This is a genomic window from Pseudomonas sp. S37 (assembly GCF_016658545.1).
GTDB lineage: Bacteria > Pseudomonadota > Gammaproteobacteria > Pseudomonadales > Pseudomonadaceae > Aquipseudomonas.
Window position 1 is genome coordinate 1 of the sequence record NZ_JACVZC010000099.1, and the last position, 25,269, is coordinate 25,269.

At 63.2% G+C, this 25,269-nt stretch carries 19 protein-coding genes; 15 read left to right on the forward strand and 4 right to left on the reverse strand.

Annotated elements, in window-relative coordinates:
- The first annotated feature begins 211 nt into the window (after positions 1–211).
- Positions 212–1,165, forward strand: coding sequence for a DMT family transporter (locus IAE39_RS22665; protein ID WP_201206726.1), 954 nt, complete (start codon positions 212–214; stop codon positions 1,163–1,165).
- Positions 1,166–1,296: 131 nt separating this feature from the next.
- On the opposite strand, the gene IAE39_RS22670 is transcribed toward IAE39_RS22665, so the two are convergent.
- The gene (locus tag IAE39_RS22670; protein ID WP_201206728.1) at positions 1,297–2,691 is read right to left on the reverse strand and encodes a class II fumarate hydratase; all 1,395 of its coding nucleotides are present in this window, start codon (positions 2,689–2,691) and stop codon (positions 1,297–1,299) included.
- Positions 2,692–2,845: 154 nt separating this feature from the next.
- Here IAE39_RS22670 and IAE39_RS22675 point away from each other — a divergent pair, with 154 nt between their 5' ends.
- From IAE39_RS22675 to IAE39_RS22705, 7 genes are all read left to right on the forward strand, one after another.
- On the forward strand, positions 2,846–3,370 hold the full coding sequence (locus IAE39_RS22675; RefSeq protein ID WP_201206730.1) for a DUF2059 domain-containing protein: 525 nt from the start codon (positions 2,846–2,848) through the stop codon (positions 3,368–3,370).
- Positions 3,371–3,380: 10 nt separating this feature from the next.
- Positions 3,381–3,677, forward strand: a complete 297-nt coding sequence (locus IAE39_RS22680) for a BolA family protein (RefSeq protein ID WP_201206732.1) — start codon at positions 3,381–3,383, stop codon at positions 3,675–3,677.
- A gap of 125 nt (positions 3,678–3,802) precedes the next feature.
- Positions 3,803–4,735 carry an oxygen-dependent tRNA uridine(34) hydroxylase TrhO gene (gene trhO / locus IAE39_RS22685; RefSeq protein WP_201206735.1) on the forward strand — a complete coding sequence of 311 codons (933 nt, stop codon included), beginning with the start codon at positions 3,803–3,805 and terminating at the stop codon, positions 4,733–4,735.
- A 3-nt stretch (positions 4,736–4,738) separates the two neighbouring features.
- A complete protein-coding gene (locus tag IAE39_RS22690; protein ID WP_201206737.1) occupies positions 4,739–5,371 on the forward strand; it encodes a DsbA family protein in 633 nt (210 codons plus the stop codon).
- Positions 5,364–7,196 (forward strand): ABC transporter ATP-binding protein, encoded by a 1,833-nt coding sequence (locus tag IAE39_RS22695; RefSeq protein WP_201206738.1) that lies wholly within the window; start codon positions 5,364–5,366, stop codon positions 7,194–7,196. The genes IAE39_RS22690 and IAE39_RS22695 overlap by 8 nt, the downstream gene beginning before the upstream one ends.
- A 237-nt stretch (positions 7,197–7,433) precedes the next feature.
- Positions 7,434–9,890, forward strand: a complete 2,457-nt coding sequence (locus IAE39_RS22700) for an EAL domain-containing protein (RefSeq protein ID WP_201206740.1) — start codon at positions 7,434–7,436, stop codon at positions 9,888–9,890.
- A gap of 30 nt (positions 9,891–9,920) precedes the next feature.
- A complete protein-coding gene (locus IAE39_RS22705; protein WP_201206742.1) occupies positions 9,921–10,706 on the forward strand; it encodes a TenA family transcriptional regulator in 786 nt (261 codons plus the stop codon).
- 125 nt (positions 10,707–10,831) lie between these two features.
- On the opposite strand, the gene IAE39_RS22710 is transcribed toward IAE39_RS22705, so the two are convergent.
- The 3 genes from IAE39_RS22710 to ubiG all read right to left on the reverse strand — a co-directional run bounded on the left by IAE39_RS22710 (position 10,832) and on the right by ubiG (position 13,101).
- Complete coding sequence (locus tag IAE39_RS22710; protein ID WP_201206744.1) at positions 10,832–11,572, reverse strand: YciK family oxidoreductase; 741 nt, start codon at positions 11,570–11,572, stop codon at positions 10,832–10,834.
- A gap of 156 nt (positions 11,573–11,728) precedes the next feature.
- Positions 11,729–12,400: an N-acetylmuramic acid 6-phosphate phosphatase MupP gene (gene mupP / locus IAE39_RS22715; RefSeq protein WP_201206746.1), complete on the reverse strand. Its 672-nt coding sequence runs from the start codon at positions 12,398–12,400 to the stop codon at positions 11,729–11,731.
- Positions 12,401–12,402: 2 nt separating this feature from the next.
- On the reverse strand, positions 12,403–13,101 hold the full coding sequence (gene ubiG, locus IAE39_RS22720; RefSeq protein WP_201206748.1) for a bifunctional 2-polyprenyl-6-hydroxyphenol methylase/3-demethylubiquinol 3-O-methyltransferase UbiG: 699 nt from the start codon (positions 13,099–13,101) through the stop codon (positions 12,403–12,405).
- A gap of 110 nt (positions 13,102–13,211) precedes the next feature.
- Between ubiG and mtnA the strand changes: the two genes are divergently transcribed.
- From mtnA to rpsA, 7 genes are all read left to right on the forward strand, one after another.
- Entirely contained in the window at positions 13,212–14,288 is a 1,077-nt protein-coding gene (gene mtnA, locus IAE39_RS22725) for an S-methyl-5-thioribose-1-phosphate isomerase (protein WP_201206750.1), read from the forward strand.
- Positions 14,289–14,645: 357 nt separating this feature from the next.
- Positions 14,646–17,411, forward strand: a complete 2,766-nt coding sequence (gyrA, locus tag IAE39_RS22730; RefSeq protein WP_201206752.1) for a DNA gyrase subunit A — start codon at positions 14,646–14,648, stop codon at positions 17,409–17,411.
- A 191-nt stretch (positions 17,412–17,602) separates the two neighbouring features.
- Positions 17,603–18,688: a 3-phosphoserine/phosphohydroxythreonine transaminase gene (gene serC, locus IAE39_RS22735; protein WP_201206754.1), complete on the forward strand. Its 1,086-nt coding sequence runs from the start codon at positions 17,603–17,605 to the stop codon at positions 18,686–18,688.
- A complete protein-coding gene (pheA, locus tag IAE39_RS22740) occupies positions 18,688–19,782 on the forward strand; it encodes a prephenate dehydratase (RefSeq protein ID WP_016485356.1) in 1,095 nt (364 codons plus the stop codon). The genes serC and pheA overlap by 1 nt, the downstream gene beginning before the upstream one ends.
- A gap of 244 nt (positions 19,783–20,026) precedes the next feature.
- Positions 20,027–22,234 (forward strand): bifunctional prephenate dehydrogenase/3-phosphoshikimate 1-carboxyvinyltransferase, encoded by a 2,208-nt coding sequence (locus tag IAE39_RS22745; protein WP_328825625.1) that lies wholly within the window; start codon positions 20,027–20,029, stop codon positions 22,232–22,234.
- The gene (cmk, locus tag IAE39_RS22750) at positions 22,231–22,917 is read left to right on the forward strand and encodes a (d)CMP kinase (protein WP_201206758.1); all 687 of its coding nucleotides are present in this window, start codon (positions 22,231–22,233) and stop codon (positions 22,915–22,917) included. The genes IAE39_RS22745 and cmk overlap by 4 nt, the downstream gene beginning before the upstream one ends.
- 124 nt (positions 22,918–23,041) lie before the next feature.
- A complete protein-coding gene (gene rpsA / locus IAE39_RS22755; protein ID WP_003252673.1) occupies positions 23,042–24,718 on the forward strand; it encodes a 30S ribosomal protein S1 in 1,677 nt (558 codons plus the stop codon).
- Positions 24,719–25,269 lie beyond the last annotated feature (551 nt).

Genomic DNA, 25,269 nt, shown 5'->3' on the forward strand with positions numbered 1-25,269 from the left:
CCCCCCCCCCCGCACACCCCCCCCCCCCCCCCGGGGGGGCCCGGGGGGGGGGGGTTAACCCCCGCGAAGAGGCCAGCACAGGCGAAACACCCTCCAAGCCATGCCAAGGAAGAATGACCTGATGAATTCTTTTCTCGGCACTCTCCACCGCCCCCACCCTCCAAGCCCGTAGAATTCAACCACCCCCACCACGGGCTTGATCGAGGACTTTATGCACACCACTTCCGGCCGCTGGGGCTATGGCCTGTTCCTGGCACTTCTGACGGCGCTGCTCTGGGGCATCCTGCCGATCAAGCTCAAGCAGGTGTTGCAAGTGGTCGACCCGATCACCGTGACCTGGTACCGCCTGCTGGTGTCCGGTGGCCTGCTGTTCGCCTGGCTGGCGGCCCAGCGGCGATTGCCTTCCATTCGTAAATTGCCACCCAAGGGCAAAGGCCTGGTGGCCGTAGCCGTGCTCGGCCTGATGGGCAACTACGTGCTGTACCTGATCGGCCTCAAGCTGCTCAGCCCCGGCACCGCGCAACTGGTGGTGCAGATTGGCCCGGTGCTGCTACTGGTGGCCAGCGTGTTCGTGTTCCGCGAACGCTTCAGCTTTGGGCAGGGCATGGGCCTGCTGGTGCTGCTGGCCGGGTTTGGCCTGTTCTTCAACCAGCGCCTGGAAGAGCTGCTGACCTCGCTGGGTACCTACACCACGGGGGTACTGACCATCTTGCTGGCCACCAGCATCTGGGTGTTCTACGCCCTGAGCCAGAAGCAGTTGCTGACGGTTTGGCATTCGCAACAGGTGATGATGGTGATCTACCTCAGCTGCGCTGCGTTGCTGACACCCTGGGTACACCCACTGGAGGCGTTGCAGCTGACCCCCGTGCAGGGCTGGCTGTTGCTGGCCTGCTGCCTGAATACCCTGGTGGCGTACGGCGCGTTTGCCGAGGCGCTGGCGCACTGGGAGGCGTCGCGGGTGAGTGCCACGCTGGCGCTGACGCCGCTGGTGACCTTTGTGGCGGTGGCGCTGGCGGCCGTGGTGTGGCCTGAACAGGTGCATGCCGAGGACATCAATGCCCTGGGTTACGTGGGGGCGGTGACCGTGGTGTTTGGCTCGGCGCTGGTGGCACTGGGGCCGTCGCTGGTGGCCGGGTGGCGGGCGCGCCGGGCGCGGTTAGTCTAGGTTTTTGATTGCCTGTACCGGCCTTTTCGCGGGTGAACCCGCTCCCACAGGGATCCCACAATAGTCAGGGCTTTGGTGATCCTGTGGGAGCGGGTTCACCCGCGAAAGGGTCGGTACAGGCAACAGATGGCTTACCCTTTACCCCCCGGCGCCAGCATGTTCTCCGGCCTTACCCACTGGTCGAACTGCTCATTGGTCAGGTACTTCAACTCCAATGCCGCCTCCCGCAAGGTCTTGCCCTCGCCGTAGGCCTTCTTGGCAATCTCGGCAGCCTTGTCATACCCGATATGCGGGTTCAGCGCCGTCACCAGCATCAACCCGCGCTCCAGGTGCGCGGCCATCTGTTCGGCATCCGGCTCGATACCCGCCACGCAATGCTGCTGGAAGTTGCGGCAGCCATCGGCCAGCAACTCGACCGACTGCAACAGGTTGTGGATGATCACCGGCTTGAACACGTTCAGCTGCAAATGCCCCTGGCTGGCGGCAAAGCCGATGGCCGCATCGTTGCCCAGCACCTGGCAGGCCAGCATCGACAGCGCCTCGCACTGGGTCGGGTTGACCTTGCCTGGCATGATCGAGCTGCCCGGCTCGTTGGCCGGCAGGCGCACCTCGGCCAGCCCCGCGCGCGGGCCGGAACCCAGCAGGCGCAAGTCGTTGGCAATTTTCATCAGGGCCACGGCCAGGGTCTTCAGGGCACCCGCCAGGCTGGTCAGCGGTTCGTGGCCGGCCAGGGCTGCGAACTTGTTCGGCGCGGTGACGAACGGCAGGCCGGACTCCGCCGCCAGCTCGGCAGCAATGGCTTCGGCAAAGCCATGCGGGGCGTTCAGCCCGGTACCGACGGCGGTGCCGCCCTGAGCCAGTTCACACACAGCCGGCAGGGTGGCGCGGATGGCGCGCTGGGCGTAGTCGAGCTGGGCGACAAAGGCCGATACCTCCTGGCCGAAGGTGATCGGCGTGGCATCCATCATGTGCGTGCGGCCGGTTTTCACCAGTTTGTTGTGGCGCGCCGACAGCTCGGCCAGCCCCGCCGACAGCTCGGCGATGGCCGGCAGCAGTTTCTCGTGCACCGCCTGCGCAGCAGCAATGTGCATGGCGGTCGGGAAGCAGTCGTTGGAGCTTTGCGAGCGGTTGACGTGGTCGTTGGGGTGCACGGGCGCCTTGCCGCCACGGCCCTTGCCGGCCAGTTCGTTGGCACGCCCGGCAATCACCTCGTTGACGTTCATGTTGCTCTGGGTGCCGCTGCCGGTCTGCCAGACGACCAGCGGGAACTGGTCATCGTGGCGGCCAGCCAGCACTTCGTCGGCGGCCTGTTCGATCAGCCGGGCGATGTCGGCCGGCAGGTCGCCGTTGCGGTCGTTGACGCGCGCTGCGGCCTTCTTGATCAGTGCCAGGGCGTGCAGTACCGCGAGGGGCATGCGTTCCTTGCCAATGGCGAAGTTGATCAGCGAACGCTGGGTCTGCGCACCCCAGTAGGCGTCCTCCGGAACTTCGACCGGGCCCAGGCTGTCTGTCTCGATACGGCTCATTCTGTACTCACTCCTGTGTAGTTCGAATTCGCAGTTTAGGCCCTGATTCGACCGAGCGGTTCCGTCGCTCGTCGTGCTACTTGAGCACATCGCCACCACGGCGCAGAATGCTCTACTCTGAGGTACCCGCCTCCCTCTTGTTGAAGGAAATGCAATGACCCGTCTCCGTGTCCTCTGTGCCGCCGTTGCCCTGGTTTGCGCCAGCGGCCAGGTACTGGCTGCCACCGCCAGCCACAACGCTGCTGCCGAGAAGTTCCTGACCCTGGCCAACGCCGACAAGCTGGGCACCCCGGTGTACATGCAAGTGCAGCAGATGTTCGCCCAGCGCTTTGCCCAGACCAAGGCCCCGGCCAGCAAGCAGCCGGTTCTGGAAGGCTACCAGGCCAAGGCCAACGCGGCGCTGGACAACGCCATCGGCTGGAACAAGCTGAAGCCGAAGATGGTCGACCTGTACACCCAGACCTTCACCGAACAGGAACTGAAGGACCTGGTCAAGTTCTACGAGTCGCCGCTGGGCAAGAAAGTGCTGCGTGAAATGCCCAAGGTCACCCAGCAGTCGGCTCAGCTGACCCAGCAAAGCCTGGAGCCAGCCGTACCGGTGGTGAACAAGCTGCTGGAAGACATGACCAAGGAGCTGGACCCGAACGCAGGCAAGGCCGCCGCCCCTGCGAAGAAGTGAGTAAGCCGCAATGACCATGCAACAGCGTATCGAACAGCAGTTGGCCGCCCTGGCGCCGCAACACCTGGAAGTGCTCAACGAAAGCCACATGCACAGTCGTGGTCAGGAGACCCACTACAAGGCAGTGATCGTCTGCGAGCAGTTTGCCGGGTTGAACAGCGTCAAGCGCCACCAGAAGGTGTACGCCACCATGGGTGAGCTGATGGGCCAGATCCACGCCCTGGCCATTCATACCTACACCGCCGAAGAGTGGGCCAAGGTCGGCGTTGCACCGGCCTCGCCGGTGTGTGCGGGCGGCGGGCACTGAAACCTTGCTGTTGTTCTGGTAGAATCCTGCAACATCCGGGGGGCGCAAAGCGCCCCCTGTTTTTTTGCCACATTGTCAAACCCGGTCCGCCCCTTACGAGGGCAACCACCTGGAGAACCTGCTTCATGTCCCAAGCCATCGTCGTCGCGGCGCTGTACAAGTTCGTCACCCTGGAAGACTACGTCGAGCTGCGTGAGCCCCTGCTCAAGGCCATGCTCGAAAATGATGTCAAAGGCACCCTGCTGCTGGCCCACGAGGGCATCAACGGCACCGTGTCGGCCACCCGCGAAGGCATCGATGGCCTGCTGGCCTGGCTGCGCAACGACCCGCGCCTGGTCGATGTCGACCACAAAGAGTCGTACTGCGACGAACAGCCGTTCTACCGCACCAAGGTCAAGCTCAAGAAAGAGATCGTCACCCTCGGCGTGCCGGGCGTAGACCCCAACCAGGCGGTCGGCACCTACGTCGAGCCCAAGGACTGGAACGCCCTGATCAGCGACCCGGAAGTGCTGCTGATCGACACCCGCAACGACTACGAAGTGGCCATCGGCACCTTCAAGGGCGCCATCGACCCCAAGACCGAGACCTTCCGCGAGTTCCCGGAGTACATCAAGGCCAACTTCGACCCCAGCAAGCACAAGAAAGTGGCCATGTTCTGCACCGGTGGCATCCGCTGCGAAAAAGCCTCCAGCTACATGCTCGGTGAAGGCTATGAGGCGGTCTATCATCTTAAGGGCGGCATCCTGAAATACTTCGAGGAAGTGCCTCAGGAAGAAAGCCTGTGGGACGGCGACTGCTTCGTCTTCGACAACCGCGTCACGGTGCGCCATGACCTGAGCGAAGGCGAGTACGACCAGTGCCACGCCTGCCGCCACCCGATCAATGCAGAGGAGCGCGCGTCCGAGCACTATTCGCCAGGTGTCAGCTGCCCGCATTGCTGGGACACCCTGAGCGAGAAGACCCGGCGCAGCGCCATCGACCGGCAGAAGCAGATCGAGCTGGCCAAGGCCCGCAACCTGCCGCACCCGATCGGTTACAACTACAAAGCCGAGGCCTGATGCATGTCTGCACGCCTGATCTATGTGATGGACCCGATGTGCTCCTGGTGCTGGGGTTTCGCGCCAGTGGCCGCGGCCCTGATCGCCCAGGCGCGTGAGGCAGGCGTGCCCACCCGCCTGGTGACCGGCGGGTTGCGTACCGGCGGCAGCGCGCTGGACAGCTCTACCCGCAAGTACATCCTCGAACACTGGCAGGCGGTGGCCGAGGCTACCGGCCAGCCGTTTCGCTTCGAGGGGGCCATGCCCGACGGCTTCGTCTACGACACCGAGCCGGCCTGCCGCGCTCTGGTCACTGCCCGCGAACTGGATGCCGAGCGCGTCTGGCCGCTGCTGGCGCTGATTCAGCGCGGCTTCTACGAGCAGGGCGTGGATGTGACCACTGCGCCGCACCTGGTCGAGCTGGCTGAACAGGCGGGCTTCGACCGTGGGCTGTTTGCCGAAACCTTCGCCCGTGCCGATACCCGTGCAGTTACCGCTGCCGATTTCGCCTGGGCCCAGGACCTTGGCATTGCCGGTTTCCCGACCTTGCTGGCCGAGCGTAATGGCCAACTGGCTTTGCTGACCAACGGCTACCAGCCGCTGGAGCGCCTGCAACCCTTGCTCGGCCGCTGGCTGCAGCAGGCCGCCTGTGCTTGATGTACCTGGGTCACCCGACCCGGTACCGGGCAAGCCTTACACTGCGGCCGATCGACTAAGCTGGGCGGAAATCCGCCGCCTGGCCCTGCACCACAAGAAAAACCTTTGGTCCGCCAACCTCATCGCCGTGCTGGCAGCTTGCTGCAGTGTGCCCATCCCGCTGTTGCTGCCGCTGCTGGTGGACGAAGTGCTGCTTGGCCATGGCGATGCCGCGCTGAAGTGGATGAACCACTTGCTGCCGTCCAGCTGGCAGGTGGCCGCCGGCTACATCGGCCTGATGCTGGCGCTGACCTTGTGCCTGCGCCTGGCGGCGCTGGCTTTCAACGTGGTGCAAGCCAAGCTGTTTGCCGGGCTGGCCAAAGACATCGTCTACCGCCTGCGCATCCGCCTGATCGAGCGGCTCAAGCGTATTTCGCTGAAGGAATACGAAAGCCTCGGTAGTGGCACGGTAACGACCCACCTGGTCACCGACCTGGACACCCTCGACAAGTTCGTTGGCGAAACCCTCAGCCGCTTCCTGGTGGCCATGCTGACCCTGACCGGCACGGCGGCCATCCTGATCTGGATGCACTGGCAGCTGGCCTTGCTGATCTTGCTGTTCAACCCGCTGGTGATCTACTTCACGGTGCAGCTGGGCAAGCGCGTAAAACACCTGAAAAAGCTCGAGAACGACAGCACGTCACGCTTTACCCAGGCGCTGACGGAAACCCTCGACGCCATTCAGGAAATCCGCGCCAGCAACCGCCAGGGTTACTTCCTCGGCCGCCTGGGGCTGCGTGCCCGCGAAGTGCGCGACTATGCCGTGGACTCGCAATGGAAGAGCGATGCCAGCGGCCGCGCCAGTGGTTTGCTGTTCCAGTTCGGCATCGACATCTTCCGCGCCGCGGCAATGCTGACCGTGCTGTTCTCCGACCTGTCGATCGGCCAGATGCTGGCGGTATTCAGCTACCTGTGGTTCATGATCGGCCCGGTCGAGCAGCTGCTTAACCTGCAATACGCCTACTACGCCGCCGGCGGCGCGCTAAGCCGCCTTAACGAGCTATTGGCGCGGGCTGACGAACCGCAGTACCCGGCTGCCAGCGACCCGTTCGCCGGCCGCGAGACCGTGGGCATCGACGTGCGTGACCTGCGTTTTGCCTATGCCGACGAGCCGGTGCTGGATCACCTCGACCTGTCCATCGCCCCGGGCGAGAAGGTGGCGATCGTCGGGGCCAGCGGTGGTGGCAAGAGTACCCTGGTGCAACTGCTGCTGGGCTTGTACAGCGCCCAGGCCGGGACCATTCGCTTTGGCGGTGCCAGCTTGCAGGAAATCGGCCTGGAAACCCTGCGCGAGAACGTTGCGGTGGTGCTGCAGCACCCGTCGCTGTTCAACGACACGGTGCGCGCCAACCTGACCATGGGCCGTGAGTGCAGTGACGAGGCCTGCTGGCAGGCACTGCGGATCGCCCAGCTGGACGCTACCATTGCTGCCTTGCCGCAGGGCCTGGACAGCGTGGTGGGGCGCTCCGGCGTGCGCTTGTCCGGCGGCCAGCGCCAGCGTTTGGCCATTGCCCGCATGGTGCTGGCCGAGCCCAAGGTAGTGATCCTCGACGAAGCCACCTCGGCCCTGGATGCCGCGACCGAATACAACCTGCACCAGGCCCTGGCACGCTTTCTCAGCGGCCGCACCACACTGATCATCGCCCACCGCCTGTCGGCCGTGAAACAGGCCGACCGGGTGCTGGTGTTCGATGGCGGCCACGTGGCTGAAGACGGCGACCACCAGCAGCTGATTGCCGAGGGTGGGCTGTATGCCAAGCTTTATGGGCACCTGCAGCAGAGCTGAATTTCTGGCTGCCTGTGCTGGCCTCTTCGCGGGTAAACCCGCTCCCACAGGTACAACACAGGCCTCAAGTGCTGTGGTATCCCTGTGGGAGCGGGTTCACCCGCGAAGAGGCCGTTACAGTCTGTACAAATCCCCCGATTCCTTGTCATAAAAATCCCCTCCACAGCGATGGCAAATGGCCTACGCTGTGCTTGTCTGGGTCGATTTGCGCCTTATCTGCTCTGTGACAGGGATTACATGAAGGGACATCGCACACTCGAAGCGCCGAAGTTGCTCGGTATCACCTGGCCCTTCATCGCCGTCGTGGTCTTCCAGGTGGCGTTGGGCAGCCTCAGCCTTTATACGCTCTCGGCCGTACGTGCCTATGTGGCGGGCGAAAGCCTGTGGTCCAAGGCGCAGAAAGACGCCATCTATTACCTCACGCTTTACGCCGAAACCAATGACCAAACCACCTACCAGCGTTATCGCCAGGCCATAAGCGTACCGCAAGGCGACCAGCGGGTACGTGAAGTGCTGGACCCGCCCAGCCCCGACCTGGATGCTGCCCGCCAGGCGGTGCTGCAGGGCGGCAACCACCCCGACGACGTCGAGGGGATCATCTGGTTTTACCGCAACTTCCGCAGCATCAGCTACATGCAGACGGCCATCGACTACTGGAGCATCGGTGACGACTACCTGGCCAAACTGGATGTGCTGGCCACTGAGATGCGCCAACGTTTCACCGCCGGCCCGGTCGACGCGCAGACGATCAATGCCTGGAAGGCCCGCATCGTCACCATCAACGAAGGCGTGACGCCTGCGGCCAAGGCCTTCAGTGATGCCCTGGGCGAAGGTTCGCGCATGTTGCTGCGGGTGCTGTTGATCACCAACCTGCTGACGGCGATGTTCCTGATTGCCATCGCCTGGCGCCGCTCCAGCAAGCTGCTGGCCCAGCGCCAGGCCTTTGCCAGTGCCCTGCAGGCAGAAAAGGAGCGGGCACAGATCACCCTGCAGGCCATTGGCGATGCGGTGATTACCACCGACGTCGACGGCTACATCGGCTACATGAACCCTGCCGCCGAGCAACTGACCCACTGGCAGGCCGGCCAGGCCCAGGGCTTGCCGCTGTCGGCACTGTTCAGCCTGGTTGACGAGCAGGCCGAGGAAGACGGCCGCAGCCTGGTCGAGCAGGTGCTCAGCGGCAGCCTCAAGGGCGGCGCCGAGCATGCCCGGCTGATCCAGCGCCTGGACGGCAGCACCGTGTCGATCAACCTGGTGGGGTCGCCGATCGTCAATGACGGCCAGGTCAGCGGCATCGTGCTGGTGCTGCACGACATGACCCAGGAGCGCCAGTACATCGCCAACCTGTCCTGGCAGGCCACCCACGATGCGCTGACCGGGCTGGCCAACCGCCGCGAGTTCGAATACCGCCTGGAGCAGGCGCTTAATGAGCTGGCGCGCCAGGCCGGGCGGCACTCGCTGATGTTCCTTGACCTCGACCAGTTCAAGCTGGTCAACGACACCTGCGGCCACGCTGCCGGCGACGAACTGTTGCGGCACATCTGCGCCGTGCTGCAGTCCGGCCTGCGCGAAGGCGACACCCTGGCGCGGCTGGGCGGCGATGAATTTGGCGTGTTGCTGGAAAGCTGCCCGCCCGACCAGGCCGAGCGCATCGCCGAGCAGCTGCGCCAGATGGTACAGAGCCTGCACTTCGTGTGGAAGGGCCGGCCGTTCGTGACCACCGTCAGCGTTGGCCTGGTGCACATGGCCCAGGCCCCCGGCACCCTCGAAGCCTCGCTGCGTGCCGCCGACATGGCCTGCTACATGGCCAAGGAAAAAGGCCGCAACCGCGTACAGGTGTACCACGCCGACGACAGCGAGCTGTCCATGCGCTTTGGCGAAATGGCCTGGATCCAGCGCTTGCACGTGGCCCTGGAAGAAAACCGCTTCTGCCTGTACGCCCAGGAAATCGCCCCGCTGAAAACCTTTGAAGGCCCGGGCCATATCGAAATCCTGCTGCGCCTGCACGATGAAAGCGGCCGTACCATCCTGCCCAGCAGCTTCATTCCGGCGGCCGAGCGCTACGGCCTGATGACCGCGCTGGACCGCTGGGTGGTGCGCAATGTGTTCCAGGTCATCCGTCAGTGTCTGGACGAAGGGCGTGAAGGGCCGTTGTCGATCTGTGCCATCAACCTGTCGGGGTCGAGCATTGGTGACGACAAATTCCTCGAGTACCTGCAGCGGCTGTTTGTCGAATACGCCATCCCGCCGCGGATGATCTGCTTTGAAATCACCGAAACCAGTGCCATTGCCAACCTGGGCAGTGCCATCCGCTTCATCAATGAGCTCAAGGGCCTGGGTTGCCGCTTCTCGCTCGATGATTTCTGCGCCGGCATGTCCTCGTTCGCCTACCTCAAGCATTTGCCCGTGGATTACCTGAAGATCGACGGCAGTTTCGTCAAGGACATGCTCGACGACCCGGTCAACCGGGCCATGGTCGAGGTCATCAACCACATCGGCCATGTGATGGGTAAGCGCACCATTGCCGAATTTGTCGAAACACCCTTGATCGAGCAGGCCCTGCAGGAAATAGGCGTGGACTACGCCCAGGGTTACCTGATCGAACGCCCCCAGGTGTTCACCTGTGACAGTTTGCAGCGCCAACGGATCGCCGCCCGGCCTCTGTTGCAGCGGGCACCTGGCACGTTTCGTTAGCTAGAAATCACAAGGATCAAGGAGCTGAAAGTGATTGATGCATTCGTTCGTATCGGGCCTTTGATGGACCCCGCCAGCTACCCCCAATGGGCTCAGCAACTGATTGAAGATTGCCGCGAAAGCAAGCGCCGGGTGGTGGAGCATGAGTTCTATGCACGCCTGCGCGATGGCCAGCTGAAGCAATCAACCATTCGCCAGTACCTGATCGGCGGCTGGCCGGTGGTGGAGCAGTTCTCGCTGTACATGGCGCATAACCTGACCAAAACCCGCTATGGCCGCCACCAGGGCGAAGACATGGCGCGGCGCTGGCTGATGCGCAACATTCGCGTCGAACTGAACCATGCCGACTACTGGGTGAACTGGTGCCAGGCGCACGGGGTGCACCTGCACGAATTGCAGGCGCAGGAAGTGCCGCCCGAGCTGAACGGCCTGAACGACTGGTGCTGGCGGGTGTGTGCCACCGAAAACCTGGCCATTTCCATGGCTGCGACCAACTACGCCATCGAAGGTGCGACTGGCGAATGGTCGGCGGTGGTGTGCTCGACCGACACCTATGCGCAGGGCTTCCCCGAGGAAGGGCGCAAACGGGCAATGAAGTGGCTGAAGATGCATGCCCAGTACGACGATGCGCACCCGTGGGAGGCGCTGGAGATCATTTGTACCCTGGCTGGTGAGAACCCCAGCCTGGGCTTGCGTACCGAGCTGCGCAGGGCAATTTGCAAGAGCTACGACTGCATGTTCCTGTTCCTGGAGCGGTGCATGCAGCTGGAAGGGCGCCAGCAGGGGCGTATGCGCCCGGCGTTGGCCGCTGGCTGATCGTTTGCCTGTACTGGCCTTTTCGCGGGTAAACCCGCTCCTACAAGGATCACCACAGGCCCGGGCACTGTGGGATCCCTGTAGGAGCGGGTTTACCCGCGAAGAGGCCGGCACAGGCAAAAACCTTACTGGGCGTTAAGCGCCTGCCCGTTCACTGCTTTGCTGTCCGGCCCCATCAGGTACAGGTACACCGGCATGATCTCTTCCGGCAGCGGGTTGTTCTGCGGGTTCTCGCTAGGGTACGCCTGCGCCCGCATCGCCGTGCGCGTTGCGCCCGGGTTGATGCTGTTGGAGCGCACCGGCGCCACGCCTTCCAGCTCATCGGCCAGGGTCTGCATCAGCCCCTCGGTGGCAAACTTCGACACACCATAGGCGCCCCAGTAAGCCCGGCCCTTGCGCCCGACGCTGCTGCTGGTAAACACCACCGATGCGTCTTCCGACAGCTTCAGCAGCGGCAGCAGGGTGCTGGTGAGCATGAAGGTGGCATTGACGTTGATGTGCATCACGCGCATGAAGTTGTCGCCCGACAACTGCTCCAGCGGTGTGCGTGGGCCGATGATCGAGGCGTTGTTCAGCAGCCCGTCGAGGCGGCCGAACTGGTCTTCGATCATCACGGCCAGCTCGTCGTACTGGTGCGGCAGGGCGGTTTCCAGGTTGAACGGGATGACCACCGGTTGCGGGTGCCCGGCAGCTTCGATCTGGTCGTAGACCTCGTTCAGGTTGGCCTCGGTCTTGCCCAGCAGCAGCACGGTCGCGCCCAGCGCGGCATAGGCCTTGGCAGCAGCAGCGCCGATGCCGCGGCCGGCACCGGTAACCAGGATGACCCGGCCTTGCAGCAGGTCGGGGCGGGCGGTGTAGTCGAACATGGTTCTGTCCTTCGAGTTCGTGAGGGCGACCCTGCCCCTTGTAGGAGCGGGTTTACCCGCGAATGCGTCAGCCCAGACAACACTGGCGCCTGATCGTACGCATTCGCGGGTAAACCCGCTCCTACAAGGGGCGGTGCCCGGGCATCAGTCTGGGGTTCAGCAGCCGCACAGCGCGCTGTCGATCACCTTGCGCAGTTCCAGCGGGTGGTCCACCACCACGTCGGCGCCCCAGTTGTTGGGGTTGTCCTCTGGATGAATATAGCCGTAGCGCACGGCCGCCGTACGGGTGCCGGCGTCGCGGCCCGACTCGATGTCACGCAGGTCGTCGCCGACGAACAGCACGGTGGCCGGGTCCAGGTTCAGGGTCTTGCAGGCCAGGATCAGCGGCTCGGGGTCGGGCTTGCTGTTCTTTACGTGGTCCGGGCAGATCAGCAGCGCCGAGCGCTCGGCCAGGCCCAGCTGCTGCATGATCGGCTCGGCGAAGCGCACCGGCTTGTTGGTGACCACGCCCCACAGCAGGTTGCCTTTCTCGATATCGCTCAGCAACTCGGCCATGCCGTCGAACAGCTTGCTGTGTACTGCGCAGTCACGCTGGTAGCGTTCGAGGAATTCCAGGCGCAGGGCCTCGAAGCCCTCGGCTTCCGGGGCCATGGCGAAGGTGGCCGCAACCATGGCCCGGGCACCGCCGGAAATCACATCGCGGATCAGTTTGTCATCGACGGCCGGCAGGCCGCGCTCGGCGAGCATGGCCTGGCAGATGGCGATGAAGTCCGGCGCCGTGTCGAGCAAGGTGCCGTCCATGTCGAAGAGTACTGCTCGCAAACGCATGCTTATTCCTCGCGCAGGGTCTGGATCATGTAGTTGACGTCAACGTCGCTGTTGAGCTTGTAGTGCTTGGTCAGCGGGTTGTAGGTGAGGCCGATGATGTCCTTCACCTGCAGGCCTGCATCGCGGCTCCAGGCGCCCAGTTCGGAGGGGCGGATGAACTTCTTGAAGTCATGGGTGCCGCGCGGCAGCATCTTCAGGATGTACTCGGCGCCGACGATGGCCAGCATGTAGGCCTTCGGGTTGCGGTTGATGGTGGAGAAAAACACCTGGCCGCCCGGCTTTACCATGCGGTAGCAAGCGCGAATCACCGAAGACGGGTCGGGCACGTGCTCGAGCATTTCCAGGCAGGTGACCACGTCGAACTGTTCAGGCATTTCCTCGGCCAGCGCTTCGGCGGTGATCTGCCGGTATTCCACCTGCACGCCGGACTCCAGCTGGTGCAGTTGGGCCACCGCGAGGGGCGCTTCGCCCATGTCGATACCGGTGACCGTGGCGCCGCGCAGGGCCATGGCTTCGCTGAGGATGCCGCCACCGCAGCCTACGTCCAGCACTTTCTTGCCGGCCAGGCTTGCGCGTTCGTCGATCCAGTTGACGCGCAGCGGGTTGATTTCGTGCAGCGGCTTGAACTCGCTTTCGCGGTCCCACCAGCGGTGGGCCAGCGCTTCGAACTTGGCGATTTCGGCGCGGTCGACGTTGCTCATTGAACAGTCCTCTGAAACTTCGCAAAATTGCGCCGGAGTATACCCGAGCGCTTGGCCCCCAGGGTCGCTATAATCGCCGGCTTTTGATATCCGAACGACAGGGAGAGGCGATGCGCGAGCGACTTTTGGCGGCGGAGAAGGTGACCGGGATCCGCTGGCAGGGCGGCATCCTGCACCTGCTCGACCAGCGCCTGCTGCCGTCCGAAGAGCGCTGGCTGGCCTGCGACAATGTCGCGCAGGTGGCGGCGGCGATCCGCGACATGGCCGTACGCGGTGCCTCGGCAATTGGCATTGCCGCCGCTTACGGCCTGGTGCTGGCCCTGGAAGAGCGGCTGGCCGAAGGTGGCGACTGGGAAATGGACCTGGAAGAGGACTTTCTCAGCCTGGCTGAAGCCCGCCCCACCGCGGCCAACCTGTTCTGGGCGCTGAACCGCATGCGCGAGCGCCTGCAGCGCCTGCGCCCGGACGAAAACGTGCTGGCCGCGCTGGAGGCCGAAGCGGTGGCCATCCACGAAAGCGACCGTGAAGCCAACCTGACCATGGCCCAGTTCGGTATCGAGCTGATTCGCCGCCACCAGGGCAATGCCCAGACCCTGCTGACTTACGGCAATGCCGGTGCACTGGCCAGTGGTGGCTTCGGCACGGCGCTGGGGGTGATCCGCGCCGGTTACCTGGAGGGCATGGTCGAGCGGGTGTATGCCGGTGAGACCCGCCCCTGGTTGCAAGGCTCGCGGCTGACGGCCTGGGAGCTGGCCAACGAAGGCATCCCGGTGACCCTGTGCGCCGATTCGGCACTGGCCCACCTGATGAAGAGCAAGGGCATTACCTGGGTGGTGGTGGGGGCAGACTGCATTGCGGCGAACGGTGACATGGCCAGCAAGATCGGCACCTACCAGCTGGCGGTCAGCGCCATGCACCATGGCGTGCGTTTCATGGTGGTGGCGCCGAGTACCAGCATCGACCTGAACCTGGCCACTGGCGAGGATATCCCGCTGGAAGTGCGCGAGGCCGATGAGCTGCTGGATTACGCGGGCACGCGGGTGGCGCCGGATGTCGAGGTGTTCAACCCGGTGTTCGACGTGACCCCGGCCGACCTGATCGACGTGATCGTGACCGAGCGTGGCATTGTCGAACGCCCGGATACCGCAAAACTGTCGCAGTTGATGTGCCGCAAGCGCCTGCATTGACAATTGTGCCGGCCTCTTCGCGGGTAAACCCGCTCCCACAGGGATATCACAGGGCCCGAGGGTAGAGATGTACCTGTGGGAGCGGGTTCACCCGCGAAGAGGCCGGCAAAGGCAATAAAAATACAAGATTCAAACCTGCTTCTGGCCGCCCGCCACATCTCCCCACCGCCCCCGCCTTTGTGGTAACATCCGGCAGTTTCCAAGACCGCCCATCACGGCGGCCTTCATTGCGCAGATCCATGGCACAACTCATTGATTTGTCGTAAGTCGTCGCACCCTTATGCGCTGCGGCGGCGAGCTTCGTTCGGCCCTTGATGGAGCTGCGAAGTTTCACCAGAAAAAGGAATCAGGCTTCTCATGGGCGAACTGGCCAAAGAAATCCTCCCGGTCAATATCGAAGACGAACTGAGACAGTCTTACCTCGACTACGCGATGAGCGTGATTGTCGGGCGAGCGCTGCCCGATGCGCGTGACGGCTTGAAGCCCGTGCATCGTCGCGTTCTCTATGCGATGAGCGAACTGGGCAACGACTGGAACAAGCCGTACAAGAAATCCGCCCGTGTGGTCGGTGACGTGATCGGTAAGTACCACCCGCACGGCGACACTGCGGTCTACGACACCATCGTGCGTATGGCCCAGCCGTTCTCGCTGCGCTACCTGCTGGTCGACGGCCAGGGCAACTTCGGTTCGGTGGACGGCGACAACGCCGCGGCCATGCGATACACCGAAGTGCGCATGTCCAAGCTGGCCCACGAGCTGCTGGCCGACCTGCACAAGGAAACCGTCGACTGGGTGCCCAACTACGACGGCACCGAGCAGATCCCGGCGGTCATGCCGACGCGCATCCCCAACCTGCTGGTCAACGGTTCCAGCGGTATCGCCGTGGGCATGGCGACCAACATCCCGCCGCACAACCTCGGTGAAGTCATCGACGGCTGCCTGGCGCTGATCGACAACCCGGAAGTCACCATCGATGAGCTGATGCAGTTCATCCCTGGCCCTGACTTCCCGACTGCCGGCATCATCAACGGTCGCCAGGGCATCATCGAGGCCTATCGCACCGGCCGTGGCCGCATCTACATGCGCGCCCGCTCCGAGATCGAAGACATCGACAAGGTCGGCGGCCGGCAGCAGATCGTGGTCACCGAGCTGCCGTACCAGCTGAACAAGGCGCGCCTGATCGAAAAGATCGCCGAGCTGGTCAAAGAGAAGAAGATCGAAGGCATCACCGAGCTGCGTGACGAGTCCGACAAGGACGGCATGCGCATCGTCATCGAGCTGCGCCGCGGCGAGGTGCCGGAGGTGGTGCTCAACAACCTCTACCAGCAAACCCAGCTGCAGAGCGTGTTCGGTATCAACGTGGTGGCCCTGGTCGACGGCCGTCCGCGCCTGCTCAACCTCAAGGACCTGCTCGAAGCGTTCGTCCGTCACCGCCGTGAAGTGGTGACCCGCCGTACCGTCTTCGAGCTGCGCAAGGCCCGCGAACGCGGCCACATCCTTGAAGGCCAGGCCGTTGCGCTGTCCAACATCGACCCGGTCATCGCCCTGATCAAGGCCTCGCCGACGCCGTCCGAAGCCAAGGAAGCCCTGGTTTCCACGCCGTGGGAATCCAGTGCCGTGCAGGTCATGGTCGAGCGCGCCGGCGCCGACTCCTGCCGCCCAGAGGACCTGCCGGAGCAGTATGGCCTGCACGACGGCAAGTACTTCCTGTCGCCGGAACAGGCCCAGGCCATTCTCGACCTGCGCCTGCACCGCCTGACCGGCCTGGAGCACGAGAAGCTGCTGGCCGAGTACCAGGAAATCCTCGAGCAGATCGGCGAGCTGATCCGCATCCTCAGCAGCGCCGAGCGCCTGATGGAAGTGATCCGCGAAGAGCTGGAAGCCATTCGTGCCGAGTACGGCGATGCTCGCCGCACCGAAATCCTCAATGCCAGCCACGACCTCAACTACGGCGACATGATCCCGGAAGAAGAGCGCGTGGTAACCATCTCCCACGGTGGTTATGCCAAGACCCAGCCATTGTCCGCTTACCAGGCCCAGCGCCGTGGCGGCAAAGGCAAGTCGGCGACCGGCGTGAAGGACGAGGACTACATCGAGCACCTGCTGGTCGCCAACAGCCATGCCACGCTGCTGCTGTTCTCCAGCAAGGGCAAGGTGTACTGGAAGAAGACCTACGAAATCCCCGAAGCCTCCCGCGCTGCCCGTGGTCGCCCGCTGGTCAACCTGCTGCCGCTGGAAGAAGGTGAGCGCATCACCGCCATGCTGCAGATCGACCTCGAAGCGCTGCAGCAGAACGCCGACCTCGATGAAGAGCTGGAAGACGCGGATGACACCGTGCTCGAAGGTGAGCTGGTAGAAGCCGAAGAAGTCGACGAAGAAGACGGCGACACCCCTGAGTGGGTGGCGGAGCCTACCGGCGCGTACATCTTCATGGCTACCGCCTCGGGTACCGTCAAGAAGACCCCGCTGGTGCAGTTTGCCCGTCCGCGCTCCAATGGCCTGATCGCCCTGAAGCTCAAGGAAGGTGACACCCTGATTGCCGCGGCCATCACCGACGGCGCCAAGGAAGTCATGATGTTCTCCGACGCCGGCAAGGTCATTCGCTTCGCCGAGAGCGTGGTGCGTGAAATGGGCCGTACCGCCCGTGGCGTGCGTGGCATGAAGCTGGGCAAGGGCCAGCAGATCATTTCGATGCTGATCCCGGAGTCCGGCTCGCAGATCCTCACCGCCTCCGAGCGTGGCTTTGGCAAGCGCACCCCGCTGTCCAAGTTCCCGCGTCGCGGCCGTGGTGGCCAAGGCGTGATCGCCATGGGTACCAAAGGGCGTAATGGCCTGCTGATCGGTGCTATCCAGGTGCAGGAAGGCGAAGAGATCATGCTGATCTCCGACCAGGGCACGCTGGTGCGCACCCGGGTTGGCGAGGTGTCCAGCCTCAGCCGTAACACCCAGGGCGTTACCCTGATCAAGCTGGCTGCAGATGAAACACTGGTGGGCCTGGAGCGGATCCAGGAACCGTCCGAGGACGAACTCGATGATGTGGTCGAGGCGGACGAGGAGGGTGTTGAGGGCGAAGTGCCAGACAACGATGAAGCTGCAGGCGCCGAAGAGGCCCAGCAGGAGTAAGCAAGCGTAAACCCGAACGGGGCGACCAAGGTCGCCCCGTTTGACTGATGTAGGAGCGGGTTTACCCGCGAATGCGCCACCGCGGTGCATGGCAAGGGCTTCGCCCTTGTTCGCGGGTAAACCCGCTCCCACAGGGTCCTGGTAGCACCGAAGATTGTAGATTTGTTCTATTTGGCAGAGCGAGAGTGGATGTGAGCAAACGAGCCTTTAACTTCTGCGCAGGCCCTGCCGCGCTTCCTGACGCTGTCCTGCAGCGTGCCCAGGCCGAAATGCTGGACTGGCGCGGCAAGGGCTTGTCGGTGATGGAAATGAGCCATCGCAGCGACGATTACGTGGCCATCGCCGAAAAGGCCGAGCAGGACCTGCGTGACCTGCTGTCCGTCCCCTCCAACTACAAGGTGCTGTTCCTGCAGGGCGGCGCCAGCCAGCAGTTCGCCGAGATCCCGCTGAACCTGCTGCCGGAGAACGGCACCGCCGACTACGTCGAGACCGGCATCTGGTCGAAAAAGGCCATCGAGGAAGCGCGCCGCTTCGGCAACATCAACGTCGCCGCCAGCGCCAAGCCGTACGACTACCTGGCCATCCCTGGCCAGAACGACTGGAACCTGACCAAGAACGCTGCCTACGTGCACTATGCGTCCAACGAAACCATCGGTGGCCTGCAGTTTGACTGGGTGCCGCAGACCGGTGACGTTCCGCTGGTGGTCGACATGTCGTCCGATATCCTCTCGCGCCCGATCGACGTGTCGCAGTTCGGCCTGATCTACGCCGGCGCGCAGAAAAACATCGGCCCAAGCGGCCTGGTGGTGGTGATCGTGCGCGAAGACCTGCTGGGCCGCGCCCGCAGCAGCTGCCCGACCATGCTCGACTACAAGGTCTCGGCCGACAACGGCTCGATGTACAACACCCCGGCCACCTACTCCTGGTACCTCTCGGGCCTGGTGTTCGAGTGGCTGAAAGAGCAGGGTGGCGTCGATGCCATGGAGCAGCGCAACCGCGCCAAGAAAGACCGCCTGTACGGTTTCATCGACAGCAGCGAGTTCTACACCAACCCGATCAGCGTCAACGCCCGTTCGTGGATGAACGTGCCGTTCCGCCTGGCTGACGAGCGCCTGGACAAGGCCTTCCTCGCCGGTGCCGACGCCCGTGGCCTGCTCAACCTCAAGGGCCACCGTTCGGTGGGCGGCATGCGTGCCTCCATCTACAACGCCCTGGGCCTGGAAGCAGTAGAAGCGCTGGTAGGCTACATGGCTGAATTCGAGAAGGAGCACGGCTGATGTCCGAACAGGAACTCAAGGCCCTGCGGGTACGCATTGACAGCCTCGACGAGAAAATCCTCGAGCTGATCAGCGACCGCGCCCGTTGCGCCGAAGAAGTAGCCCGGGTCAAGACCGCCTCGCTGAAAGAAGGCGAGAAGCCGGTGTTCTACCGCCCTGAGCGTGAAGCCGCCGTGCTCAAGCGCGTGATGGAGCGCAACAAGGGGCCGCTGGGTAACGAAGAGATGGCGCGGCTGTTCCGCGAAATCATGTCGTCGTGCCTGGCCCTGGAAGAGCCGCTGAAAATCGCCTACCTCGGCCCTGAAGGCACCTTCACCCAGGCTGCGGCCATGAAGCACTTCGGCCACGCGGTGATCAGCCGGCCGATGGCGGCCATCGACGAAGTGTTCCGTGAAGTGGCGGCCGGTGCCGTCAACTTCGGCGTGGTGCCGGTGGAAAACTCCACCGAAGGCGCTGTCAGCCATACCCTGGACAGCTTCCTCGAGCACGATATGGTGATTTGCGGCGAAGTCGAGCTGCGTATCCACCACCACCTGCTGGTGGGCGAGAACACCAAGACCGACAGTATCACCCGCATCTACTCCCATGCCCAGTCGCTGGCCCAGTGCCGCAAGTGGCTGGACGCGCACTACCCGAACGTGGAGCGCGTGGCCGTGTCGAGCAATGCCGAGGCGGCCAAGCGGGTCAAGGGCGAGTGGAATTCGGCGGCGATCGCCGGTGACATGGCGGCCAACCTGTACGGCCTGACCCGCCTGGCCGAAAAGATCGAAGACCGCCCGGACAACTCCACGCGCTTCCTGATGATCGGTAGCCAGGAAGTGCCGCCGACCGGTGACGACAAGACCTCGATCATTGTTTCGATGAGCAACAAGCCAGGTGCCTTGCACGAGCTGTTGGTGCCATTCCACCAGAACGGCATTGACCTGACCCGCATCGAGACCCGCCCGTCGCGCAGTGGCAAGTGGACCTACGTGTTCTTCATCGACTTCGTTGGCCATCACCGCGACCCGCTGATCAAGGCGGTGCTGGAGCAGATCAGCCAGGAGGCTGTGGCGCTGAAGGTGCTGGGCTCTTATCCAAAGGCGGTGCTTTGATCTGAGGTTGTTGGGGCCGCTTCGCGCCCCATCGCGACACAAGGCCGCTCCTACAGGTACCGCGCAAGCATTCCCATTGTGTGGTTCCTGTGGAATGGCAATCTACAGGTTTGCACGGTCCCTGTAGGAGCGGCCTTGTGTCGCGATGGGCTGCAAAGCAGCCCCAATGGCCCTCACAGGCTGTCTAGATTTCTGAACAGGGTTCGCACCAGTGGTAAATGCAGCAAAAACCAAACCCGCGCCAATCATCAACCGGCTGGTCGTGGTCGGCCTTGGCCTGATCGGTGGCTCGTTCGCCAAGGGCCTGCGTGAAAGCGGCCTGTGCCGCGAAGTGGTCGGTGTCGACCTGGATGCCCCCTCGCGCAAGCAGGCCGTGGCCCTGGGCGTGGTCGACCGCTGCGAAGAAGACCTCGCCGCTGCCTGCGTGGGCGCCGATGTCATCCAGTTGGCCGTGCCAATCCTGGCCATGGAGAAAGTCCTGGCCCGCCTGGCCCAGCTCGACCTCGGCAATGCCATCATCACCGACGTCGGCAGCGCCAAGGGCAACGTCGTGCGTGAAGCGCGAGCCGTCTTCGGTCAGCGCTTGCCGCGCTTCGTTCCCGGCCACCCCATCGCCGGTTCCGAGCAGAGCGGGGTAGAGGCCTCCAACGCCACCCTGTTCCGCCGACACAAGGTCATCCTTACGCCACTGGCCGAAACCGACCCGGCCGCCCTGGCCCTGGTCGACCGCCTGTGGCGTGCGCTGGATGCCGATGTGGAGCACATGTCGGTCGAACGCCATGACGAAGTACTGGCCGCCACCAGCCACCTGCCGCACCTGTTGGCCTTTGGCCTGGTCGATTCGCTGGCCAAACGCAATGAAAACCTCGAGATCTTCCGGTACGCTGCCGGGGGGTTCCGCGATTTCACCAGGATCGCCGGCAGCGACCCGACCATGTGGCACGACATCTTTCTTGCCAACCGCGATGCTGTCCTGCGCACACTTGATACATATCGCAGTGATCTCGACGCCTTGCGCGACGCGATCGCTGAAGGGGACGGGCACCAGCTGCTGGGTGTATTCACCCGCGCACGGGTTGCCCGCGAGCATTTCAGTAAAATCCTGGCCCGCCGGGCCTATGTGGACGCTATGAACGCCAACGATCTGATTTTCCTGGCCCAACCGGGTGGCCGCCTGAACGGGCGGATCCGCGTACCGGGCGACAAGTCGATTTCCCACCGCTCGATCATGCTCGGCTCGCTGGCCGAAGGCACTACCGAGGTCGAAGGCTTCCTCGAAGGTGAAGACGCGCTGGCGACCCTGCAGGCATTCCGTGACATGGGTGTGGTCATCGAAGGCCCCAACCATGGTCGCGTAACCATTCATGGCGTTGGCCTGCACGGCCTCAAGCCGCCGCCCGGGCCGCTGTACGTGGGCAACTCCGGCACCTCGATGCGCCTGCTGTCGGGCCTGCTGGCCGGTCAGTCGTTCGACGTGACCATGACCGGTGATGCCTCGTTGTCCAAGCGCCCGATGAACCGCGTCGCCAACCCGCTGCGTGAAATGGGCGCCGTGGTCGAGACCGGCCCGGAAGGCCGCCCGCCGCTGACCATCCGTGGTGGCCACAAGCTCAAAGGCCTGACCTACACGCTGCCGATGGCCAGCGCCCAGGTCAAGTCCTGCCTGCTGCTGGCCGGCCTGTACGCCGAAGGCAAGACCACCGTCACCGAGCCTGCGCCCACCCGTGACCACACCGAGCGCATGCTGCGCGGCTTCGGCTATGCAGTGGAGAGCAATGGCCCGGTAGCGTCGCTGCAGTCTGGCGGCAAGCTGACTGCCACCCGTATCGAAGTGCCGGCCGACATTTCCTCGGCAGCCTTCTTCCTGGTGGCTGCTTCCATTGCCGAAGGCTCCGAACTGGTGCTGGAGCACGTCGGCATCAACCCGACCCGTACCGGCGTAATCGACATCCTGCGCTTGATGGGCGGCGACATCACCCTGGAAAACCAGCGTGAAGTCGGCGGCGAACCGGTGGCCGACCTGCGCGTGCGTGGCGCCAAACTGAAGGGTATCGATATCCCTGAAGAGCTGGTGCCACTGGCCATCGACGAGTTCCCGGTGCTGTTCGTGGCCGCTGCCTGCGCTGAAGGGCGTACCGTGCTGCGCGGTGCCGAAGAGCTGCGGGTGAAGGAATCCGACCGTATCCAGGTCATGGCCGACGGCCTGATCACCCTGGGTATCAAGTGCGAGCCGACCCCGGACGGCATCATCATCGACGGCGGGCAGCTGGGCGGCGGCGAAGTGCATGGCCACGGTGACCACCGTATTGCCATGGCCTTCAGCGTGGCTTCGCTGCGCGCCAGTGCGCCGATTCGCATCCATGACTGCGCCAACGTCGCGACGTCGTTCCCGAACTTCCTGGCGTTGTGCGCCGAAGTCGGCATTCGCGTGGCAGAAGAGGGCAAGTCGTGAGTTCGCAAGCCCCTATCATCACCATCGACGGCCCAAGCGGCTCAGGCAAGGGCACGGTTGCCGGCCTGCTGGCCCGCGAGCTGGGTTGGAAGCTGTTGGATTCCGGCGCGCTGTACCGCTTGTTGGCGTTCAACGCCAGCAACCACGGCGTCGACCTGACCAACGAAGAGCTGCTGACCAAGCTTGCCGCCCATCTGGATGTGCAGTTCATTGCTGCCGAGCCCGGTAAGCTGCAGCAGACCATCCTCGAAGGCGAGGATGTCAGCCAGGTCATCCGTACCGAAACCGTCGGTGCCGGTGCCTCGATGGTGGCCTCGCTGCCTGCCGTGCGCGAAGCGCTGTTGCAGCGTCAGCGTGCCTTCCGTGAGATGCCCGGGTTGATTGCCGATGGCCGCGACATGGGCACCGTGGTGTTCCCGGACGCGCCGTTGAAGGTATTCCTCACCGCCAGTGCCGAGGAACGGGCGCGCCGCCGCTACCTGCAGTTGAAGGGCAAGGGCGAAGATGTTAGTCTGTCGAGTCTGCTGGATGAGATTCGTGCGCGTGATGAGCGCGACACCCAACGTGCAGTGGCCCCGCTGAAGCCAGCGGCCGATGCCATTCAGTTGGACTCTACCGAGTTGTCCATCGAGCAGGTGTTGCAACGTATCAGGAGCGAGATCGCCCAGCGCGACCTTCTCTGATAGCCAGGAGAGCAGGCAGGTTCACCAGTCAACGTCTTGCCGGCTTTCCTTTACTTAAAACAGACCCACATTGTCTGGAATGTGGCGAGGGGCGTTTGTTTCGCCCGAATCTACAGGAATTAAAATGAGCGAAAGCTTTGCAGAACTCTTTGAAGAAAGCCTGAAAACCCTCAATCTTCAGCCGGGTGCCATCATCACCGGTATCGTTGTCGACATCGACGGCGACTGGGTTACCGTACACGCTGGCCTGAAGTCCGAGGGTGTCATCCCGCTCGAGCAGTTCTACAACGAAGCTGGCGAACTGACCATCAAGGTCGGTGACGAAGTTCACGTTGCGCTGGACGCGGTCGAAGACGGCTTTGGCGAAACCAAACTGTCCCGTGAAAAAGCCAAGCGCGCCGAGTGCTGGATTGTTCTGGAAGCAGCTTTCGCCGCCGAAGAAGTGGTCAAGGGCGTTATCAACGGTAAGGTTAAGGGCGGCTTCACTGTCGACGTTAACGGCATCCGTGCGTTCCTGCCGGGCTCCCTGGTTGATGTCCGCCCAGTGCGCGACACCACCCACCTGGAAGGCAAAGAGCTGGAATTCAAGGTCATCAAGCTGGACCAGAAGCGCAACAACGTTGTCGTTTCCCGTCGCAGCGTGCTGGAAGCCGAGAACTCCGCCGAGCGCGAAGCCCTGCTGGAAACCCTGCAGGAAGGCCAGCAAGTCAAAGGTATCGTCAAGAACCTCACCGACTACGGCGCATTCGTGGACCTGGGCGGTATCGACGGCCTGCTGCACATCACCGACATGGCCTGGAAGCGCATCAAGCACCCATCGGAAATCGTTAACGTTGGCGACGAAGTCGACGTACGCGTTCTGAAGTTCGACCGTGAGCGCAACCGCGTTTCGCTGGGTCTGAAGCAAATGGGTGAAGATCCGTGGGTAGCTATCACTGCCCGTTACCCAGAAGGTACTCGCGTACAAGCTCGCGTTACCAACCTGACCGACTACGGCTGCTTCGCTGAGCTGGAAGAAGGCGTTGAAGGTCTGGTACACGTTTCCGAAATGGACTGGACCAACAAGAACATCCACCCGTCGAAAGTCGTTCAGGTTGGCGACGAAGTGGAAGTCATGGTTCTGGACATCGACGAAGAGCGTCGTCGTATCTCCCTGGGCATCAAGCAGTGCAAGTCCAACCCATGGGAAGACTTCTCCGGCCAGTTCAACAAGGGTGACAAGATCACCGGTACCATCAAGTCGATCACCGACTTCGGTATCTTCATTGGTCTGGACGGCGGCATCGACGGCCTGGTTCACCTGTCCGACATCTCCTGGAACGAAACCGGCGAAGAAGCCGTACGTCGTTTCAAGAAGGGCGACGAGCTGGAAACCGTCATCCTGTCGGTCGACCCAGAGCGCGAGCGCATCTCCCTGGGCATCAAGCAGCTGGAAGACGATCCGTTCTCCAACTTCGTTGCTGTCAATGACAAGGGCGCTATCGTCAAGGGCATCGTGAAAGAAGTTGACGCCAAAGGCGCCATCGTCACCCTGGCCGACGACATCGAAGCCACTCTGAAAGCTTCCGAAATCAGCCGTGACCGCGTTGAAGACGCGCGTAACGTTCTGAAGGAAGGCGAAGAGATCGAAGCCAAGATCATCAGCGTTGACCGCAAGTCCCGCGTTATCAGCCTGTCGATCAAATCGAAAGACGACGCTGAAGAGCGCGAAGCTATCCAGAGCCTGAAAAACGCTCCGGAAGCTGCTGCCGACACCACCATGGCTGCGCTGCTGCGCGAAGCAATGGCCAAGCAGAACTGAGTTCTGTTTGATCGGTAAAAAGGGCGACCCTCGGGTCGCCCTTTTTTTTGGCTGCGATTTTTCAGGGGCGAGGCTATCCCGCAGTCACTGTGGGAGCGGGTTGACCTGCGAAGCATGCGCCGCGGTGGATGGCACCGGCGTTGCCGGTGTTCGCGGGTAAACCCGCTCCTGCACAGATGGTGCAGGCTAACGCACGCTTGCGGCTAACACCGCCCGTTGTAGGAGCGGGTTCACCCGCGAAGCAGACGCCGCGGTGTATGGCACCGGCGTTGCCGGTGTTCGCGGGTAAACCCGCTCCTACACAGATGGTGCAGGCTAACGCACGCTTGCGGTTAACACCGCCCGTTGTAGGAGCGGGTTCACCCGCGAAGCAGGCGCCGCGGTGTATGGTACCGGCGTTGCCGGTGTTCGCGGGTAAACCCGCTCCTGCACAGATGGTGCAGGCTAACGCACGCTTGCGGCTAACACCGCCCGTTGTAGGAGCGGGTTCACCCGCGAAGCAGACGCCGCGGTGTATGGCACCGGCGTTGCCGGTGTTCGCGGGTAAACCC